The following is a 22,174-nucleotide window of genomic DNA, read 5'->3' as shown; positions in this document are numbered from 1 at the left end:
GGATGGATATAATAGATATTAGTATTATTGTTTCCTACGTTTTAATAACAGTAGGAGTGGGAGTCTGGATTTCAAAAAAGGCTTCGCAAGGGTTAGATCATTATTTTCTGGGTGGAAAATCAATCAAATGGTATTACTTAGGTTTAAGTAATGGTTCCGGAATGTTTGATGTCTCAGGAACGGCCTGGATGGTTGGGATTTTATTCCTGTATGGTGTTAAAAGCTTTATGTTTATGTGGCTTTGGCCTATCTGGAATCAGATTTTTGTTATGATGTTCCTGGCGGTTTGGATTCGTCGCTCTAAAGTGATGACCGGATCGGAATGGATTTTAACACGTTTTGGAAATGATAAAGCCGGAAAGGCTTCGCATATTATAGTGGCAATCTTTGCTATTGTGTCAGCCATTGGGTTTATAGCCTATTTCTTTGAAGGTGTTGGGAAGTTTCTAACCATTATTTTGCCTTGGGATTTAACAGCGCAAATAGGAGAGACTGTAATTTTTACCTCCACGCAATCTTATGCATTAATCATTATACTTTTAACGACAATTTATACAATTAAAGGTGGTATGTTTTCGGTTGTGGCAACCGAAGTACTTCAGTATTTAATTATGGTTGTTGCCGGTGTTTTGGTGGCAGGTTATACAATGATTTCATTTACAGATATAGAAATTACATCTCTAATTTCTGAAGAATGGAAAAATATATTTTTTGGTTGGGAATTAGGGCCGCATTGGAGTGATGAATATGCAGCATTTAATAATTTAATTGATACGGAAGGCTATAAAATGTTTGGTGCTTTTATTGGTATGTCTTTATTCAAAGGCTTTTTCGCTAGTATCGCGGGACCAACACCAAGCTACGATTTACAGCGTATATTATCTACAAAAACCGTAAAGGAGGCGGCTTACATGTCAGGTTTCACAAATTTGATTTTATTCATCCCTAGATATTTGTTAATTGGAGGTATTGTCGTGATCGCATTAATGGTGTTAGCACCAGGCATGAATACGGCCGATTTAACAGGAGGGGATTTAGAAGTTATTTTACCTAAAGTGATTAATTTTCATGTGCCTGTTGGAATTAAAGGGTTACTCTTGGCAGGGTTGCTAGCGGCATTCATGTCTACGTTTTCGGCATTCGTAAATGCAGGGCCGGCTTATATTGTAAACGATATTTATAAAAAGTATTTTAAACCGGAGGCTGATAGCTCTCATTATATTAAAGTTAGTCATTTAGCATCCTTTGTAATTGTATTGTTAGGGGTACTTATGGGCTTTTTTGCCGATTCAATTAACTCATTAACCTTATGGATTACAAGTTCGCTATTCGGCGGTTATGTGGCTGCAAATTTCTTGAAATGGGTATGGTGGCGTTTTAATGGCTGGGGCTATTTCTGGGGTATGTTGGCAGGATTAATTATCGCTTCATTTCAATTTGTGTTAGATCAGAACAAAATGAATTTTGATGTTGGGGGGTTATGGTATCAATTAGCAACCATGCCATCAATATATTTATTCCCCATTATTTTTGGTTTTTCATTAATTGGAAGTTTATTAGGAACTTGTTTTTCTAAGCCTACAGATGAAGCTGTTCTGAAATCATTTTACACTAATGTAAGACCTTGGGGATGGTGGAAACCGGTGTATAAAAAATTAAAAGCGGAAGATGCATCTTTTGAAAAGAATAATGACTTTTTAAGCGACATGTTGAATTGTGTAATAGGTATTATATGGCAATCAAGTATGATTGTGTTACCAATTTACCTTTTAATACGAGATTACCCGAAAACTTTAATCTCTTTAGTTGTATTTTTAGTAACAACATGGATTTTAAAATATACATGGTTAAATAAAGTAAATAAAATAACAGATTAAATTATATAAAAGTGGCAAATATACCTTGGCAAGATAGACCGGAGAATAGTAATGAGGTGATGTGGAGATATTCTGAAAACCCAATTATAGATCGATATGCAATTCCATCATCAAACAGTATTTTTAATAGTGCGGTAGTACCATTTGAAGATGGGTTTGCTGGAGTTTTCAGATGTGATAATAAAGCAGTGCAGATGAATATTTTCGCAGGCTTTAGTAAAGATGGTATCAACTGGGATATAAATCATGATCCTATTGTGATGCAAGCCGGGAATACCGAAATGATTGATTCCGATTATAAATACGACCCGCGTGTGGTTTTCATCGAGGACCGATATTGGATTACCTGGTGTAATGGGTACCACGGACCAACCATTGGTATCGCATATACTTACGATTTTAAAGAGTTTTTTCAATGTGAAAATGCCTTTTTACCCTTCAACAGAAACGGGGTGTTATTCCCTAAAAAAATCAACGGTAAATATGCAATGTTAAGTCGACCAAGTGATAATGGGCATACTCCTTTTGGAGATATTTACATTAGTTACAGTCCAGATATGAAATATTGGGGCGAACACCGTTGTGTAATGAAAGCAGCGCCTTTTGAGGAGAGTGCTTGGCAGTGTACCAAAATTGGAGCAGGGCCAATTCCGATTTTAACCGATGATGGATGGTTAATGTTGTATCATGGAGTGATTAACACCTGTAACGGATTCCGTTACGCTATGGGGGCTGCACTTTTAGATGAAAACGAGCCAAATAAAGTAAAGTACCGTACACAACCCTATTTATTAGGACCTGCGGTTTCTTACGAACAGAATGGAGATGTGCCTAACGTGGTGTTCCCATGTGCAGCATTGCATGATTACGAAGAGGATAAATTAGCGGTGTATTATGGTGCGGCAGATACTGTGGTAGCCATGGCATTCGGTAAATTGAGTGAAGTGGTTGAGTTTACAAAGAATAATAGTTTATAATTTGGAGGTACAAAGGAAAATAAAGGCTTTGGTTGGTACTGCGTGGTGTTTTTGTGCACTGGGTTGTGCGCAACCTAAGCAGGATTTAGAACCTAGACAATATATTGCGTACAAAACTTCAGAGTCTATTTCTATTGATGGAAAAGGGTCTGAAGTTTCTTGGGATAAAGCAGAATGGACAGATTTATTCATAGATATTGAAGGTGATAAGAAGCCAAAATACGACACCAAGGTTAAGATGCTTTGGGATGATGAGTATTATTATATTCTGGCCAAAATGGAGGAGCCTCATGTGTGGGCCGATTTAAAGCAGAGAGACACTATTATTTTTTATAATAATGATTTTGAAGTTTTTATCGATCCGGATAGTGATGCGTATAACTATTATGAGTTGGAAATTAATGCATTAAATACGGTATGGGATTTGTTTTTAACCAAGCCTTATCGAGATAATCCTAAAATTTTAAATGATTGGGACATTAACGGATTAAAGTCAGCTGTTACCGTTCAGGGCTCTTTGAATAATTCGAGCGATATTGATGAAGGCTGGACATTAGAAATAGCGATTCCATTTGCTGCTTATAAAACGTCTTATTTTCATAAAAATGTACCGGTGGATAGTTTTTGGCGTGTAAATTTTTCGCGTGTTAACTGGCAGCATGATTTAAATAACGGAAAATACAGCCGTAAAAAAGACGAAGACGATAAATTTTTACCAGAGTATAACTGGGTATGGTCACCAATGGGGGTGATTAATATGCATGAGCCTGAAAAATGGGGTTATGTTTATTTTTCATCAAAGGAAATAGGAGGAAAGGATGCTTTTGAAATTCCGCAGGACGAAAAAATAAAATGGGAAATGTTCAGTTTGTACCGTGCTCAGAAAAGTTATCGAAATAAGAAAAAAGTTTGGGCATCATCCATATCCCAACTTGTTGATAAAGATATTACAGTTGATGGCAAGGTATTAAAACCGGTATTAGAGAACCACTCAACTGGGTATAATATTTCTGTAAAAAGTCCATTTTCAAATAAAACATTGATAATTAAGGAGAACGGAGAGTTTTCAGAAATAAAATAGAAATACGTTAAATATAATAGCAGGGTTCAATAAAAATCACACGTATAAATATAAAAGAACCTTAATGTTGAAGTAAGGAAATTAAGTAATAGATGTTTCAATTAAGCTTAGTAAATATAAAATTTAGAATCTTAAAAATAGGAGTGTATCTTTTGGTAGGTGCTACTATTTTTGGTTGTAAAAATAAGAAGGAATTAAAAGCAACACCAGTTGAGAATTTTAAATTAATAGGCTACGTTGCGGGTTACGAGGATTTCGATCCAGCAAAAGTTGATGCATCAAAGTTGACACATATAAATTATGCCTTTGCAAATATAGTAGATGGTAAGCCGAAGTTTGAGTTAGAGGTCGATTCCAGTAAAATAGCAAGTTTAATAGCGCTTAAGTCTAAAAATAAAGATTTAAAAGTGTTGTATTCTGTTGGTGGCTGGGTTTGGTCTAATGAGTTTTCACATGTGGCTGCCTTTGAGGCATCCAGAAATAAGTTTGCAGAAGCCTGTGTGAAGCTAATGAAAAAGCACGATTTTGATGGTGTGGATTTAGATTGGGAATACCCTGGACAGCGTGGGGAAGACAATGCGTTTCGCCCAGAAGACAAACAGAATTTCACATTACTTCTTAAAGCCATTCGTGTGGCATTAGAAGCGCAGGGAAAAAAAGATCAGAGGCATTATTTATTAACTATTGCAACTGGATCGAATCAGGCTTATATAGACCATACCGAGTTAGGTAAAGCTCAGGAATACCTAGATTTTATTAACGTGATGTGCTACGATTATTATCATGGGTGGTTTTACCAAACAGGGCATCATGCCAATTTATACCCAACAAAACAGGATAAATACGAAGGTAATAGTGGATTACAGGCCATTGAAAGACATTTAAATGCAGGTGTTCCTGCAAATAAATTAATTATGGGAATTCCTTTTTACGGAAGAATGTGGGAGAAAGTAAACCCTGAAAATAACGGTTATTATCAATCAGCTATGTCAACAGGAATGATTATTCCTTATTGGGATATTGTTGAAAAAATGAAATCAGGAGATTTCGAAAAGTTATATGATGAATCTGCTAAAGCGTCCTATTTATGGAATGCAAAAGACAGCATTTTTATTTCATGGGAAACCCCTAAAGAAATAGATGCTAAAACAAAGTTTATAAAAGAAAAAGGTCTTGGTGGCGCTATGTTTTGGGAATATAGCTTGGATAAAAATCAAGAATTATTAAACGCATTGTTTAAGGGTATGGAATAACAACAAACGTCTAGAGATAGACAAAAGGCAATAAAACAACAAACGACTAACAACAACTTATGAAAACAAAATACTTACTAATAACTGCTTTGGTGTTACTCTTTATATCATGTGGAGATCAAAAAAAAGAGGGGGCTATTGCTGAAGTTGATTCTCCTGAACCTAAAAAAGAAGCTTTCGAATTTGGTGTTTGGACAACCGCAAACGACAAAAAATCGGATGAAGAATACCTTAAGGAATTTGAAAAATACAGCAATGGCGGTATAGATGAAGTGTTAATTAACACCGGAACCGACCCTAAGTTATTAGAGCGATTAGTGCCGTTAGCTAAGGAAAAAGGGTTACGAGTGCATGCCTGGATTATGGCAGTAAACCGTCCGGGAGATACTATTGCTCTGCAACATCCAGAATGGTATCAGGTAAGTAGAGAAGGAAAATCGTGCTTTGATACGCGTCCTTATGTAGGGTATTATCAGTGGTTATGCCCGACAAGAAAAGAATCTCGAAATCATATTTTAGGTTTAGTGGAAGGTTTGGCAAAAGTTGAAGGAGTGGAAAGCGTCCACTTAGATTATATTCGTTTTCCGGATATCTTTTTACCAATCGGACTATTACCAAAATACGATTTAGTTCAGGATGAAGAATTACCTGAATACGACTTTTGTTATTGCGATGTTTGTATTAGCGAGTTTGAAAAAATCCATCATAAAAATCCTTTAGAAAGTAAAAATACGGCGATTGATATGGAGTGGAAAAACTTCAGATTAAACGCTATTAAATCGGTGGTAGATGATGCTTATAAAATTGCTCACAGTAACAATAAAATATTAACAGCCGCCGTGTTTCCATACCCTGAAATAGCGGATCACATGGTGCGTCAGCGTTGGGATAAATGGGATATTGATGAAGTTTACCCAATGATTTACCATGGATTTTACAACGAAGAAGTAGACTGGATTGGTTATGCAACCAAGCAGGGTGTAAATGATACTGAAAGTGAAGGGATATCATTGAACACAGGAATTTATATTCCTGATTTTAAAACCACTGAAGGTTTAAAACAGGCTATTTTATACGCTAAAGAAAATGGAGCAAAAGGGGTTTCTTTTTTCGATGGTAATGCGATTTCAGACGAATTTTTTGAAACTATAAAAACGACAAAAGCTAATTTATAATCGTACCTGATGAAGTTTGGAGTTTACATATTTTCAGTTTGTGCAATGCTTTTAGTGAATTGCAAACAGACTGATGATGTAATTCATAAAAAACTCACACAGTATGTGAACCCCTATATAGGTACAGATGGTCCTGGTAATACGTATCCAGGAGCTACTGTGCCTTTCGGAATGGTACAATTGAGTCCAGATATTGGTATTCCTGGTTGGGACAGAATTGCAGGGTATTTTTATCAGGATTCTATTATTTCAGGCTTTTCACATACCCACTTGTCTGGAACTGGAGCTGGCGATTTATACGATATTTTAGTGATGCCAACCAATAGCCGTTTTAACAAACGTATTGAAGCGAATAATTACAAGCCGTTTTCAAGTTTTTCTCACGAACAGGAATCAGCCTCTCCGGGATATTATGAAGTCAATTTATTAGATTATGGTATCAAGGCAGAATTAACAGCTACTCAAAGAACAGGTATTCATAAATATACCTTTCCAAAAGATACATTATCACAAATTCATATCGATTTAGGTTATGCGCTTAATTGGGATGCACCTACAGATACATATATAAAAGTTTTAAACGACAGTACTCTTCAAGGTTATCGAAAATCTACAGGATGGGCTAAAGATCAGCGTGTGTATTTTGAAATCCAGGTGTATAAACCATTTCAGTCCTATCAGTTATTTTTAAACGATTCTTTAGTTGAAAGTGAGGCTGTAGGAAAGAATACAAAAATCATTCTTAATTATAAAACAGAGGACAATGATGTCATCATTTTAAAAACAGGGTTATCGACAGCAAGTTTGGATGGTGCTCATAAATCTTTGGAGAACGAAGCGCCTCATTTCAATTTTGAGGAGTATAAAGAGCAAGCGAACCAGGTTTGGGAACAACAACTAGAAAAAATAGAAGTATTCACTACCGATGAAACAAAGAAGCATATTTTTTACACAATGTTGTATCAATCTATGTTAGCACCGACTTTATTGAGTGATTACAATAACGAATACAAAGGTGCTAATGATAGTGTTATGACAACTTCAGGCTTTAATCGTTACGATACCTTTTCGTTATGGGACACCTATCGCGCAGCGCATCCATTGTATACCATAATGCATCCTGATAGGGTTTCGGATATGATTAATTCCTTGTTGGCTCATTATAAGGAAACCGGATTGTTACCGGTTTGGTCTATGCAAGGGAATGAAACCAATATGATGATTGGTAATCATGCGATCCCTGTTATTGTTGATGCTTATTTTAAAGGCATTAACGGGTTTGATGAAAATTTAGCTTACGAAGCCTGTAAATTAAGTTCTGTGGTCGATGCTCGTCAATTAGATGATTATAAAACATTAGGCTATATTCCAGTTGATGAGCATCATGAAAACTGGTCAGTTTCAAAAACCTTGGAATATGCATATAACGATTGGTGTGTCGCACAATTTGCCAAAGCTTTAAATAAAACAGAAGATTACGAGTATTTCCTAAATCGTTCTGAAAATTGGAGAAATTTATACGATTCAAAAAGTACTTTTTTACGTCCAAAAAATGAAGATGGGACTTTTATAGAAAACTTCATTCCTAAAGAATACACACCCTATTATTGCGAGAGTAATGCTTGGCAATATATGTGGTCAGTACCCCAAAACATTGAGGGTTTGATAAAAGAAGTTGGTACTGAGCGATTTGAAAAAAAACTGGATTCTATGTTTAGTTTTTACCCGTTAACTACCGACAAATTACCTATTTTTAGCACGGGTATGATAGGTCAATATGTCCACGGTAATGAGCCAAGTCATCATGTTGGATACTTGTATAATTACATCGGTAAGCCTGAAAAAACACAAGAAATTATCAGAACCATTTTAGAAACACAATATAAAAATACACCAGATGGCCATTGCGGAAATGAAGACTGCGGACAAATGTCGTCTTGGTATGTATTTAGTGCTTTAGGGTTTTATCCGGTAAATCCTGCTCAGGGTGTTTACGCTTTTGGTTCGCCTATTTTCGATAAAGCCATTATTCACTTAGAATCGGGAAAAAATTTTACAATTGAAGCTGAAAATAACACCGCGGAAAACAAATACATTCAATCTATAACTTTAAACGGAAGGGAAATTTCAAAAAGTTATATAGAACACAAAGACATTATACAAGGAGGAACCTTACAATTTGTTATGGGGCCTCAACCAAATAAAAACCAAACGTACACTATGGCAATATCGTCACAGGTATATAAATAATATTGAGAACATGGGAGACAGAAGACATTTTATTAAAAACGCAGCATTAGGAACATTAGGAGTGAGTGCACTTTTAAGCTGTAAAGAAGAAACAAAATCAGTGGTTTCGGCTGCTGTTTCTGACGATAAAAAAGGAACTAAACCTTTAATTATTTCTACTTGGAATCATGGATTACCAGCTAACGAAGAAGCATGGAAATTACTAAAATCTGGTAAATCTGGTTTAGACGCTATTGTTGCTGGGGTTGGAATTCCTGAAGCAGATCCAAAAGTGAGAAGCGTTGGTTATGGTGGTTATCCAGACCGAGAAGGAAAAGTGACTTTAGATGCTTGTATAATGGATTCTAATAGTGATTGTGGATCGGTATCCTTTCTTCAAAATATAAAGCATCCCATTGCTGTGGCACAAAAAGTATTAGAAAATACGCCTCATGTTATGTTAACTGGCGCAGGCGCCTTACAGTTTGCTAAGGAGCAAGGTTTTGAAGAAGAAAATTTGTTAACAGAAGCCTCTGATAAAGACTGGAAAAACTGGTTAGAAAAATCAAAATATCAACCAGTCATTAATATTGAAAATCACGATACCATAAGCATGTTGGTGATTGATGAAAATGGTGACATTACGGGTGGTTGTACAACCAGTGGTGCGGCTTGGAAAATGCACGGACGCGTAGGAGATTCCCCAATCATAGGTGCTGGATTATTTTTAGATAATGAAGTCGGAGCTGCCGCTGCTACAGGACTTGGTGAAGCAGTTATAAGAACAGCAGGAAGTGCTATGGTTGTTGAGTTAATGCGTCAAGGTAAATCACCTGATGAAGCTTGTAAAGAGATTGTAGAACGTATTTACGACAAACATAAGAACCATCAGGATATGGAATATTTACAGGTAGGATTTATAGCTATAAATAAGGCCGGTGAATATGGTGGTTATAGTTTAAGATCTGGGTTTAATTATGCAGTTTACGATGAAGCTAATGGAAATAGAATGGAAGATTCGAAATTTAAAATGACCTGGGATAAATAAAAGAAGACACAAACTAATTTAAGATGATAAAATTTAGTCAATCAAAAATATTGCTTTTAGGACTTGGACTGATGTTGGCATCGTGCCAGTCGAACCAGGTAAATTTCACAGAAGCGGATATTCAAATCATTCCAAAACCTGTTGAATTAACCTTGAATCAAGGTGGATTTGAGATAAACGAGAACACGCAATTTATTATTGAAGATGAAAGTCAGAAAGCGGCTTTAGAGGTTTTAATTAATAAATTAAAAACGGCTGCAGGATTTACTCCTGAAATTGTAAATGAAGCGCCTTCAAAAAATTATGTCCAATTCGTAACAGATGCTAATCTGAAACCCGAAGCTTATGAGTTAGATGCAGATTCAAAAGGAATAATTATAAAATCCAAAGGGGCTGCTGGTTTTCTGTATGGTATTGAAACGCTTAGACAATTACTGCCAACAACAATCGAGAATACTTCTTTAGTAGCAAATCAAGATTGGATTGTTCCTAATGTTTCGATTAAAGATGAACCACGTTTTCAATATCGTGGATTAATGCTTGATTTATCGCGCCATTTTTTCGACAGTGATTATATTAAGCAAACGATTGATCGTTTAGCGATGCATAAAATGAATGTGTTGCATTTGCATTTAGTCGACGATCAAGGGTGGCGAATAGAAATCAAGAAATATCCAAAATTAACCGAAGTTGGCGCATGGCGCGTCGATCAGGAAGATAAATTCTGGCACAACCGCGATAAAAATCTACATGGTGTTAAAGGAACTTACGGCGGTTTTTTAACTCAGGAAGAATTAAAAGATATCGTTGCTTATGCCGCGTCTAAAAATATAGAGGTGATTCCTGAAATTGAAATGCCGGCTCACGTGTCGAGTGCAATAGCGTCTTACCCAGAATTAGCGTGTTTTAATCAGGAAATTGGAGTACCTTCTGGTGGACTTTGGCCAATCACAGATATTTATTGTGCAGGAAAGGATAGTACCTTCGAGTTTTTAGAGAATGTATTGGATGAAGTCATGACCATTTTCCCATCAAAATATATTCATATTGGAGGTGACGAAGCCACCAAAACCAATTGGAAAATCTGTCCGCACTGTCAAAAACGTGTTAAAGAGGAAGGTTTAAAAGATGTTGATGAATTACAAAGTTATTTTGTAAAACGTATGGAAAAATACATCAACTCGAAAGGTAAACAACTAATAGGTTGGGATGAAATTATTGAAGGTGGTCTTGCTCCGGAAGCTACGGTGATGAGCTGGAGAGGTAACAAACCAGGTATTGAAGCTGCCAAGCAAGGACATGACGTGATTATGACACCAACATCTCATTGTTATTTTGATTATTATCAAGGGCCTCAGGAATACGAACCAACAGCATTTACGGCTTATACACCTTTAAGTAAGGTATACGAATTCGATCCGGTTGCAGATGAAATGACTCCCGAAGAAGCGAAGCATGTTTTAGGTGGTCAGGCAAATTTATGGGCGGAATATTTACCAACTACAGATCAGTCTGAATATATGATCTTCCCGAGATTGGCAGCCATGTCTGAAGCTTTATGGAGTACTAAGGAATCTCGTAACTGGGAAGATTTTTCACGCCGAATGGAAATGATGTTTGAGCGTTATAAGGATTTAGATATCAATTATGCGAAAAGTGCTTATACTCTAAGGCCTGCATATTCCTTCGATTCTATTAATCAAGCAGTTAATTTATCCCTTAAAAATGAATTTCCAAATCCAGATATTCGATATGTGTTAGGAACTGCGGACTTAAATGAAAGTGCACAGAAGTACACTGATACGTTTCAGATTAAAGAAACTACAATTTTAAAGGCATCTTTATTCAAAGATGAAAAACCTGTTGGAATCACTTATGTAGACACGATTAAATTTCATAAAGCCATAGGAAAAAAAGTTACCTACAATACGCAGTATAGCAATGCTTATAAAGGTACTGGAGCAACCACTTTGGATAATGCATTACGCGGCTCGCAAAATTTCCATGACGGACAATGGCAAGGTTGGTTAACCGATATGGAAGTGGTAATCAATTTAGAAAATGAAAATGAAATTAGTAATGTGGCGGTTGGAACTTTAGAAAGCCAGAAGGCAGGTATTTATTTTCCTGTGGCTGTTGAAGTATCGATATCTAATGATGGTAAAGTTTTCGAAAAAATAGGAGAAACAACAAGACCATATGCGCAAGCTTCAAAAGTATCTAAAAAAGATTTTGCGGTGAATTTCCCTGAACAATCTGCAAGGTTTGTAAAAGTGAGAGCAAAAGCTTTAGAAAAAAATCCAAGAGGTGGCGGGGTTTGGCTATTTGTTGATGAAATATTGGTAAACTAATTAGACTTTAAAAGATAAACTTAAAATGAAGAAACGTTATATAGCTGCAGCTTTACTGATGACATTATTCAGTTTTCAAACTAAAGCGCAGGAAACAGAGCAAAGTAAAGAAGAGCGCATGGCGTGGTTTAAAGATGCTAAGCTTGGTATTTTTATCCACTGGGGTATCTATGCCGTAAACGGAATCGACGAATCTTGGTCGTTTCATAACGGATACATCACCTATGAGGATTATATGAAGCAATTAAATGGCTTTACAGCTAAAAACTATGATCCTGAATACTGGGCAAAATTAATTAAAGAAAGTGGCGCAAAATACACGGTAATCACTACAAAACATCATGATGGTGTAGCTTTATGGAATACCAAACAGGGCGATTTAAATGTAATTGATAAAACCCCAGCGAAAAAAGATTTAATCACACCTTTTGCAAAAGCGGTTCGTAAGGAAGGCTTAAAATTAGGGTTGTATTATTCTTTGTTAGATTGGTCTTATCCTGATTATCCAAACTTCTTAAGAAATGAAAAACGTTATAAAGAAGATGATAAACGTTGGAATAAATTTACCAAGTTTAATTTCGGTCAATTAAAAGAATTAACAGCTTACGATCCGGATTTATATTGGTTTGATGGTGATTGGGAGCAGAAAGCAGAAAAATGGAAAGCTAAAGAAATTCGTGAGCTTTTATTCAAAGAAACCCCTTCGACCATCATCAATTCAAGACTACAAGGTTACGGCGATTACGCTACGCCAGAGCAAGGTGTGCCTGTAAATAAACCAAAAGATAAATACTGGGAATTATGCATGACTATGAACAATTCCTGGGGCTATCAACCAAACGACACCAAATACAAGAGCTTAAATCAAATCATTCGCATTTTTGTGGACTGTATTAATATGGGAGGTAATCTACTTTTAGATATAGGTCCTAAAGCGGATGGAACTATTCCAGAGGAGCAAGTTGAAATCTTGAAAGGATTAGGAAAATGGACGAACAAGCATGCTGCTGCCATTTATGGAACACGTGCAGGAATTCCATTCGGGCATTTTAATGGTTATTCGGCCTTATCGAAAGATAAAACCATTTTATATCTGTACGTAGACAACAAACCAAACGGACCGTTATTAATTAAAGGACTTAAAAATAAAGTAAACCGTGCTTGGGTAGTTGGTAATGGCACCAAATTAAAAACCGATGTGGTTGGGAAATTATACTGGAGTAAAGTGCCAGGTTTATTATACATCGATTTACCAGAACACGTGCAGGATGAAAACGTTACTGTAATTGCCCTTCAGTTAGATGGCGAGGTTGATTTATATGGAGATGCGGGTCAGGTCATAGAAAGTAATTAGTAGAATTAAGGATATGAGTCGGTTAATAATATATTTAGGGGTATTACTATTAAGCTTTGTTTCGTGCAATAAGGCGACCAAACAAGCTGAAAATACCAAAGCGGTTAAAAATGATAATTTAGTCGACTTGGTAAATCCGTTAATGGGAACCGACTCCGATTATAGTTTATCTAACGGAAATACATATCCAGCAATCGCCACACCATGGGCGATGAATTTCTGGACTCCGCAAACGGCAAAAATGGGAGATGGCTGGACCTATGCTTATGATGCTAAAAAAATACGAGGCATCAAACAAACACATCAGCCAAGTCCGTGGATTAATGATTATGCCGCCTTTTCTTTAATGGCTGTTACTGGTGATTTAAAATTTCAGGAGGATGAACGTGCCTCATGGTTCTCGCATAAAGCGGAAACGGTAAAACCCTATCATTATTCGGTGTATTTAGCTGATTACGATGTTAAAGCAGAAGTTGCTCCAACCGAAAGAGCAGCACATTTTAAATTTACGTTCCCTGAAGCCGAACAGTCCTATATTTTATTAGATGCCTTTTTTAAAGGATCCATGGTGAAAATCATTCCTGAAGAACGAAAAATCATTGGCTATTGTAGAAATAACAGTGGCGGTGTTCCCGAGAATTTTCATAACTATTTTGTTGCGGAATTCGATTGTGATTTTGAAATAACAAACACCTGGCATGACGATTGGAAATTACAGGAAAACGTTAAAAACAGTGAAGGAAATCATGTTGGTGCGATCATTGGATTTAAAACCAAACGAGGCGATGTGGTGCATGTAAAAGTAGCATCGTCATTTATAAGTCCAGAACAAGCGCAGTTAAATCTTGATAGAGAAATTGGAGAAGATTCTTTTGAAGACTCTAAAGACAAAGCAAAGCAGGCATGGAATAAAGAGTTAAACAGAATTGAAATAGAAGATGATAATATCGATCATATTCGAACATTTTATTCTTGTTTATATCGCGTGCTATTGTTCCCAAGAAAGTTTTATGAATTTGATGCAAATAACAACATCGTTCATTACAGCCCGTACAACGGAAAAGTGTTATCGGGTTATATGTTCACTGATAACGGATTTTGGGATACGTTTAGAGCTGTTTTTCCATTTTTTAATATGATGTATCCGGAATTAAATAGTCACATCATGGAAGGGCTTGCAAATACGTATAAAGAATCAGGTTGGTTGCCAGAATGGGCAAGCCCCGGACATCGCGATTGTATGATTGGCTCTAATTCTGCACCAATAATTGTTGATGCATTTCTTAAAGGAAATGTAAAAGAGAAGGATGTTGATGTGCTTTTTGAAGCGATTCTAAAAAATGCTACCGTTGAAGAAGGACGCCCGGTAAATTCTGTAGGTCGTGAAGGGTTAGACTATTATAATACCTTAGGATACGTGCCTTATAATGTAGATATCAAAGAAAATGCAGCAAGAACTTTAGAATATGCGTATGCCGATTTTACAATTTCTGAAATGGCTAAAAAACTTGGTAAACAAGAATTAGCAGAAAAGTTTGAAAAGCAGTCGTTGAATTATAATCATTTATTCGATCCTTCAACGGGGTTAATGCGTGGAAAAAATGAAGACGGTTCGTTTCAATATCCGTTTAATCCTTTAAAATGGGGGGATGCCTTTACCGAAGGCAATAGTTTGCATTATACCTGGTCGGTATTTCATGATATACAAGGCTTAATTAATTTAGTGGTTGGTAATGAGGCATTTATTGCAAAATTAGATGGTGTTTTTACGATGCCTCCAAAATTTGACGATTCGTATTACGGGCACACCATTCACGAAATTAGAGAAATGCAGGTGGTAAATATGGGGAATTATGCACATGGTAATCAACCTATTCAGCATATGATTTACCTTTATAATTATGCAGGAGCACCTTACAAGACTCAGGAACGCATTAGAGAAGTTTTAACTAAACTATATTCATCAACCCCAGATGGTTATTGTGGTGATGAGGATAACGGTCAAACTTCGGCTTGGTATGTGTTCAGCGCTTTAGGATTTTATCCGGTAACGCCTGGAGTCAATCAGTATGTCATCGGTAGTCCGCTATTCAAAAAGGCAACGCTTCATTTAGAAAACGGAAAGACCTTTGAAATACATTCAGAAAATAATTCAGAAGACAACTTTTATATTCAATCAGTAGATCTGAATGAAGGAGTTTACAATAATACCTATTTGAATTATGAAACCATCCAGAATGGAGGTGTTTTAAAATTCAATTTAACAAACACAGCAAATACGGAGTGGGGCAGCAAAATAGAAAATGCACCTTACTCACTTAATAACTCAATTAAAAAATAATTAAAGTATGAAAAAGACGCTTATAGCTATTACGGCATTGCTTTCATTGCAATCGTTTTCGCAGGCCATTTATGAAGATGAACGCTATGTGCCGGAAACAGATCCGTTAGTATTAGAGAAGTTAGACCAATGGCAAGACCTTAAATTCGGTTTATTAATGCACTGGGGGACATATAGTCAATGGGGAATTGTGGAATCATGGTCTTTATCACCAGAAGAGTACGGATGGTGTGAACGTAAAAAAGGAAGCAATCCAGACGATTATTTTGCATATAAAAAGGAATATGAAGCGCTTCAAACCACTTTTAATCCAACAAAATTCGACCCAGATAAATGGGCAAAAGCAGCCAAACATGCCGGGATGAAATATGTGGTATTTACGACAAAGCACCATGACGGATTTAGTATGTTCGATTCAAAATATACCGATTATAAAATTACATCCCCTAAAACACCTTTCTCCTCAAACCCTAAGGCGAATATTGCTAAAGAAGTATTCAATTCATTTAGAAATGAAGGACTTTGGGCAGGAGCATATTTCTCTAAGCCAGATTGGAATGTAGATAGTTACTGGTGGCCAAAATACCCACCAAAAGATAGAAACGTAAACTATTCACCTTCAGAGAATCCTGAAAAATGGCAGGAATATGTCGATTTCACGCATAACCAGATTATGGAACTTTTAACCGATTATGGTAAAATCGATATTCTTTGGTTAGATGGTGGCTGGGTGGCTAAAACGCCTAAAGCTGAAATTACGGAGTGGTATGGAAAAACAATTGATAAAGCTGAAGACGGGTATTTAAAACACCGTATCATCAATCAGGATATTAAAATGGATGAGTTAGTGGTTAAAGCTCGTAAACAGCAACCAGGTTTAATTGTGGTTGATCGCGCTGTTCACGGCAAAAACCAAAACTACTTAACACCTGAAAATCGTGTGCCAGAGAAGACGTTGCCATATCCATGGGAGTCTTGCATTATTTCAGGAGGTGGCTGGTCTTACACGCCAAATGCGAAATACATGAGCCCTCGCGAAGGAATTCATACACTTATCGATGTGGTTGCGAAAGGCGGTAATTTACTATTAAACGTTGCGCCAAGCCCAGAAGGTGAGTGGCAGCAAGGTGCATACGATTTATTACAAGCTTATGGTGATTGGATGGATGTAAACAGTACAGCGATTTACGCAACAAAACCTATCGCTCCATTTAAAGAGAATAATATTTGTATGACTCAGAATGAAAAAGGTAATGTGTTTTTATTCTACATGGCGGGAGAAGAGGAAGATAAAATTCCATCGGAAGTAGTTGTAAAATCAATCACACCTAAAAAAGGTACTAAAATCACTATGCTTGGTTCGAGAACACGTTTAAAATGGGAAAAACAAGCTGAAGGATTTAAAGTAATTATTCCTGAGAAATTAAGAAATAGTTTACCTTCAAAATACGCATGGACATTAAAAATTGATGCTGTAAATCAATAGATTTAAGTTCAATAAATAGATAGGTGTTTGCGGAATTTAAAATTACGTAAGCACCTATTTTTGATTAAAATACATGTTAGTATTTAACTTTAAGCTTTAACTAGTTGAAATTACGGTTGATGTCTCAAATAGAATAATATAGTTTATGAAATTAAAACAATTAATTCCAGTATTAGCGATAACTACTGTGTCTTTCAGCATGGTGTCTGCTCAGGAATTTATTTCAAAGAAAAAGAAAGCTAAAATATATCACGATACCTGGATTGATTTTAATAAAAACAAGAAAAAGGACATTTATGAAGATGCTTCACAGCCTCTAAACGATAGAATTGACGATTTAATACATCAGATGTCTTTAGATGAAAAAACTTGTCAGATGGCAACGCTATATGGTTTTGGTCGCGTGCTTCAGGATGAATTACCAAACGCCGATTGGAAAAATCGAGTTTATAAAGATGGAATTGGTAACATCGATGAACATCTAAACGGTTTAGCTTATCATAAGAGTGCCGAAACGGAATACTCTTGGCCGCCATCAAGCCATGCGAAAGCTATTAATGAGGTGCAACGCTTTTTTGTTGAAGATACCCGTTTAGGTATTCCGGTAGATTTTACAAATGAAGGTATTCGAGGCTTATGTCACGACGGCGCAACAAGTTTTCCTGCCCAAATAGGTATCGGTAGTACATGGGATAAAGACCTAGTGTCTGAAATTGGAGCCATTACAGGAAAGGAGGCACGAGTTTTGGGGTATACCAATGTGTATTCTCCAATTTTAGATTTAGCCAGAGACCCAAGATGGGGTAGAACTGTCGAGTGTTATGGTGAAGATCCGTATTTAGTGTCGCAATTAGGTTTAAATATGGTAAAGTCATTACAGGCTCAGAATATTGTGTCTACAGCAAAGCATTTTGCCGTGTACAGTGCTCCAAAAGGCGGACGTGATGGCGATGCCAGAACCGATCCGCATGTTACAGAACGCGAAATGCATGAAATTTACTTAGAACCTTTCCGTACCGTTGTTCAGGAAGGTGGGTTAAAAGGCATCATGTCTTCGTACAACGATTATAATGGTATTCCGGTAACTGGAAGTCATTATTTTTTAACCGAATTGCTAAGAGATCAATGGGGGTTTAACGGTTATGTGGTTTCAGATAGTTGGGCTGTGGGTGGATTAAAAGGGCGTCATCATATTGCTGAAGATTTTAAAGAAACTGTCTATTTATCGGTTATGGCTGGTTTAAATGTGCGCACCAATTTTTCACCTGCAGAAGATTTCATCTTACCTTTAAGAGAACTGGTTGAGGAGGGCAGAATTCCAGTAGAAATTATAGATGAGCGTGTTAAAGATGTTTTGAGAGTTAAATTTGAATTGGGATTATTTGATAGTCCTTACGTTAATGATGTAAAAGAAGCTGACGCTATTGTTCATGGCTCTGAAAGTGAAAGTATTGCATTAAAAGCATCAAGAGAGTCTTTAGTCTTGTTGAAGAATTCAGAAAGCCTGTTGCCTGTGAAATTAAATACCTTGAAAAATATTTTGGTTACAGGCCCAAATGCAAAGGCTATAAATCATTCCATTAGTCGTTATGGACCTTCTAATATAAAAGTGCAATCAGTTTACGATGGTATTAAAACATTTGTTGGCGATAAAGCGAATGTGAATTTCACCCAGGGTTGTGACTTTTACGATGCTAACTGGCCGAAAAGTGAACTTTATAGTGTAGCTCCAGATGATATTCAGCAAAACTATATTGATGAGGCAGTTAAGGCTGCAGAGAAATCCGATTTAATTGTGGTTGCTGTTGGTGATAATGAAGATACCGTGGGTGAATCAAAATCCAGAACATCCTTAGATTTACCGGGAAATCAATTAGATTTAATAAAAGCTCTTTATGCTACCGGAAAGCCAATTGTGGTTGTTTTAATTAATGGCCGCCCAATGAGTATTAACTGGGTAGACGATCATATTCCATCTATTATTGAAGCTTGGTTTCCTGGAGAATACGGCGGACAAGCAATTGCTGAAGCTATTTTTGGAGCCTACAATCCTGGTGGAAAATTACCAATAACATTTCCTAGAACAGTTGGGCAAATTCCTTTTAACTTTCCATATAAAAGAAGTTCTCAAAAAGGGCAGGGTAAAGGTGATATTGGTCAAACTAGAATCAATACAGCTCTATATCCGTTTGGTTATGGGTTGAGTTATACTACTTTTGAGTATAGTGATTTAAAGGTAACACCAGAAACAGATTCAAAGGACTTTAAGTCGGTTTCAGTATCATTTAAAATTAAAAATACTGGGGATTATGAAGGAGACGAAGTGCCTCAATTGTATATTCAGGATGAATTTGCATCGGTAGTTACCTATACCAAGGTGCTTAGAGGTTTTGAGCGCGTTACGTTAAAACCTGGAGAAGAAAAAGAAATAACTATGACCTTAAAACCAAAGGATTTGTCTTTATTGAATTCAGATATGGAACGTGTCGTAGAACCTGGAGTTTTTAAAATCATTATCGGGTCGTCTTCTGAAGACGAGCAGTTAACAGGGCAATTAATTATAAAATAAAAGTCAACGATATGAATACGATTAATAAAACATCATCTGTTTTTAATCAACTTAAAAAAGGGATTATTCTTGGTTTATGTGGTTTTGTATTTCAAAATATACAGGCCCAAGAGCAACCAGCAGATTATGTGAATCCGTTTATAGGAACTTCAAATTATGGTGCGACCTATCCTGGGCCTATTGCACCCCGAGGTATGGCTAGCGTGAGTCCGTTTAATGTGGCTGGACCTCAAAATCCTTTAGAAAAAGATAGTCAGTGGTTATCTAACCCTTACGTGAATGAAAATACGTTTCTAACAGGGTTTTCTCATGTGAATTTAAGCGGCGTTGGTTGTCCTGATTTAGGGGTGTTATTGTTGATGCCAACAACAAGAGGTTTAAAAACCAATCATTTGGAATATGGTACCACCTATAAAAACGAAGTTGCCAAAGCAGGCTATTACAGTGTTGATTTAGATAAATACAACACCAAAGTAGAATTAACAGCTTCAGAACATGTGGGGGTTAGTCGAATTTCATTTCCTAAAGGAGAGTCTAACCTTTTATTAAATCTTGGTTTAGGACTTACCAATGAACAAGGCGCCATGGTAAAAATAGTATCTCCAACGGAGATTGAAGGTATGCGAACCGTAGGTTCTTTTTGCTACAATAGCCCTGAAGATGCTTATCCTGTATATTTTGTAGCCAAGTTTTCTAAACCTGCCGAAACATTTGGTGTTTGGAATACACCAGATAAATACGACGGAGTAGAAGCACAGTGGATGGGGTATAACGGTAAAACCCGTATTATGGAGAATGCTACCAAAACGGTGGTTGGCGATAGTATTGGTACCTATTTCTCTTATAAGTTTGAAAAACCAGAAACGGTAGAAGTTAAGATTGGTGTATCGTACGTTAGTATTGAGAATGCAAGAGAGAACTTAGAAAAAGAAACTCAAGGAAAATCATTTGAAGATATTTATCAAGAAACCTACACTAAATGGAATACTTTATTATCCAGAATACAAGTGGAAGGCGGTTCACAGGACGATAAAACTATTTTTTATACGGCGTTATATCATACCTTAATACACCCAAATATGCTTAACGATATTAATGGGGAGTATCCCGAAATAAAAACCGGGAAGATTGGTAAAACTGATGGTACGCGTTATACAGTGTTTTCATTATGGGATACCTACAGAAATTTACATCAGCTGATGTCGTTGGTTTATCCGGAACAACAGGTTGATATGGTAAACAGTATGATTGATATGTATGATGAAAATGGCTGGCTACCAAAATGGGAATTAAATTCTACTGAAACCTTTACTATGGTTGGTGATCCAGCCAGTATTGTTATTACAGACACCTATTTAAAAGGAATCAAGGATTTTGATGTAAAGAAAGCTTATGAAGCCATGCTGAAAAGTGCCGATCAGATTGAAAACAATCCATTAAGACCTGCTTTGAAAGATTATATTGAGAAAGGCTATTTAACAACAGAAAGCAAAGGTCCGGTTTCAACAACGCAGGAATACAATATTGCCGATTATTCAATTGCGCTTTTAGCAAAAGCATTAGGAAATAAAGATGATTATAAACGTTTTATGAAGCGTTCTTTGTCTTACAGAAAATTGTTTGATAAGGATTTGAATTTACTAAGACCTCGCAATGCAGATGGTACTTGGTACGAACCGTTCGATCCTGATGCTGGTGCTAATTTCACCGAAAATGTTGGTTTTATAGAAGGTAATGCCTGGCAATATGCTTTTATGGAACCTCATGATATAAAAGGACTAAAAAAGTTAATGGGAGGAGATAAACCATTTACAGCTCAACTTCAAAAGATTTTTGATACAGATAAATTTGATATGGCTAACGAACCTGATATTGCATACCCTTATTTATTCAATTACGTAAAAGGCGAAGAATATCGCGCTCAAAAGTTGGTTAAGGAGTTGGTGAGAAAGCATTTTAAAAATTCACCTGATGGTTTACCAGGAAATGACGATACCGGAACCATGTCGGCTTGGTTAGTATATTCTATGATGGGATTTTATCCTATAGTCCCTGGCGAACCAATGTATACTATTACGACACCAATGTTTGATAAAGTTACAATTGAATTGGATGGTAAATATTATGAACAAAACGAGTTGGTTATAGAGCGCAATAATGGGAATAACGGAATTGTTAAAGAAATCAAAATAAACGACAAGAAAAGTAACAGTTATTTTATCAGTCATGATGAGCTAACAAGTGCTAAAATCATAAAAGTTACATTGGAATAATGCATTTTTAAATAAATAAGTGTAATTATGCCTCTTCAAAAAGCTTATAAATACTGGGTTTACCTATTATTTGTAGGCTTTTTACTATTATAAAACATCAATTATTTAATTTGTTTTTCATTCACTACTCTAGAAGAGTTGTTGGTCGAAAAAAGAATAC

General features: G+C 36.3%; 13 protein-coding genes. All 13 read left to right on the top strand.

Annotation, left to right across the window (positions count from 1 at the left end):
• Window positions 1–2 precede the first annotated feature (2 nt).
• The 13 genes from ICJ85_RS02155 (at window position 3) to ICJ85_RS02095 (ending at window position 22,014) form a co-directional block, all read left to right on the top strand.
• Entirely contained in the window at window positions 3–1,877 is a 1,875-nt protein-coding gene (locus tag ICJ85_RS02155; protein WP_188222123.1) for a sodium:solute symporter family protein, read from the top strand.
• Between the two features lie 11 nt (window positions 1,878–1,888).
• Window positions 1,889–2,854, top strand: coding sequence for a glycoside hydrolase family 130 protein (locus tag ICJ85_RS02150; RefSeq protein ID WP_188222122.1), 966 nt, complete (start codon window positions 1,889–1,891; stop codon window positions 2,852–2,854).
• Between the two features lies 1 nt (window position 2,855).
• Entirely contained in the window at window positions 2,856–3,935 is a 1,080-nt protein-coding gene (locus ICJ85_RS02145) for a carbohydrate-binding family 9-like protein (protein ID WP_241739473.1), read from the top strand.
• Window positions 3,936–4,027: 92 nt separating this feature from the next.
• Window positions 4,028–5,188, top strand: coding sequence for a glycoside hydrolase family 18 protein (locus ICJ85_RS02140; protein WP_188222121.1), 1,161 nt, complete (start codon window positions 4,028–4,030; stop codon window positions 5,186–5,188).
• A gap of 59 nt (window positions 5,189–5,247) precedes the next feature.
• On the top strand, window positions 5,248–6,363 hold the full coding sequence (locus ICJ85_RS02135) for a putative glycoside hydrolase (protein WP_188222120.1): 1,116 nt from the start codon (window positions 5,248–5,250) through the stop codon (window positions 6,361–6,363).
• A gap of 9 nt (window positions 6,364–6,372) precedes the next feature.
• Entirely contained in the window at window positions 6,373–8,613 is a 2,241-nt protein-coding gene (locus ICJ85_RS02130; RefSeq protein WP_188222119.1) for a GH92 family glycosyl hydrolase, read from the top strand.
• Between the two features lie 10 nt (window positions 8,614–8,623).
• On the top strand, window positions 8,624–9,640 hold the full coding sequence (locus ICJ85_RS02125; protein ID WP_188222118.1) for an isoaspartyl peptidase/L-asparaginase family protein: 1,017 nt from the start codon (window positions 8,624–8,626) through the stop codon (window positions 9,638–9,640).
• A gap of 23 nt (window positions 9,641–9,663) precedes the next feature.
• Window positions 9,664–11,991 (top strand): family 20 glycosylhydrolase, encoded by a 2,328-nt coding sequence (locus ICJ85_RS02120; protein ID WP_188222117.1) that lies wholly within the window; start codon window positions 9,664–9,666, stop codon window positions 11,989–11,991.
• A gap of 25 nt (window positions 11,992–12,016) precedes the next feature.
• Window positions 12,017–13,345: an alpha-L-fucosidase gene (locus tag ICJ85_RS02115; RefSeq protein ID WP_188222116.1), complete on the top strand. Its 1,329-nt coding sequence runs from the start codon at window positions 12,017–12,019 to the stop codon at window positions 13,343–13,345.
• A gap of 13 nt (window positions 13,346–13,358) precedes the next feature.
• Window positions 13,359–15,686, top strand: coding sequence for a GH92 family glycosyl hydrolase (locus ICJ85_RS02110; RefSeq protein WP_188222115.1), 2,328 nt, complete (start codon window positions 13,359–13,361; stop codon window positions 15,684–15,686).
• 7 nt (window positions 15,687–15,693) lie between these two features.
• On the top strand, window positions 15,694–17,172 hold the full coding sequence (locus ICJ85_RS02105) for an alpha-L-fucosidase (RefSeq protein WP_188222114.1): 1,479 nt from the start codon (window positions 15,694–15,696) through the stop codon (window positions 17,170–17,172).
• Window positions 17,173–17,317: 145 nt separating this feature from the next.
• The gene (locus ICJ85_RS02100) at window positions 17,318–19,741 is read left to right on the top strand and encodes a glycoside hydrolase family 3 N-terminal domain-containing protein (RefSeq protein WP_188222113.1); all 2,424 of its coding nucleotides are present in this window, start codon (window positions 17,318–17,320) and stop codon (window positions 19,739–19,741) included.
• A gap of 11 nt (window positions 19,742–19,752) precedes the next feature.
• Window positions 19,753–22,014, top strand: a complete 2,262-nt coding sequence (locus ICJ85_RS02095; protein ID WP_188222112.1) for a GH92 family glycosyl hydrolase — start codon at window positions 19,753–19,755, stop codon at window positions 22,012–22,014.
• Window positions 22,015–22,174 lie beyond the last annotated feature (160 nt).

Origin of the sequence: Aestuariibaculum marinum, from assembly GCF_014596975.1 — a bacterium.
In the GTDB taxonomy this organism is placed as follows: Bacteria; Bacteroidota; Bacteroidia; order Flavobacteriales; family Flavobacteriaceae; genus Aestuariibaculum; species Aestuariibaculum marinum.
The sequence above is the reverse complement of the archived record's forward strand: the minus strand, read 5'-3'. Positions and strand labels throughout refer to the sequence as shown.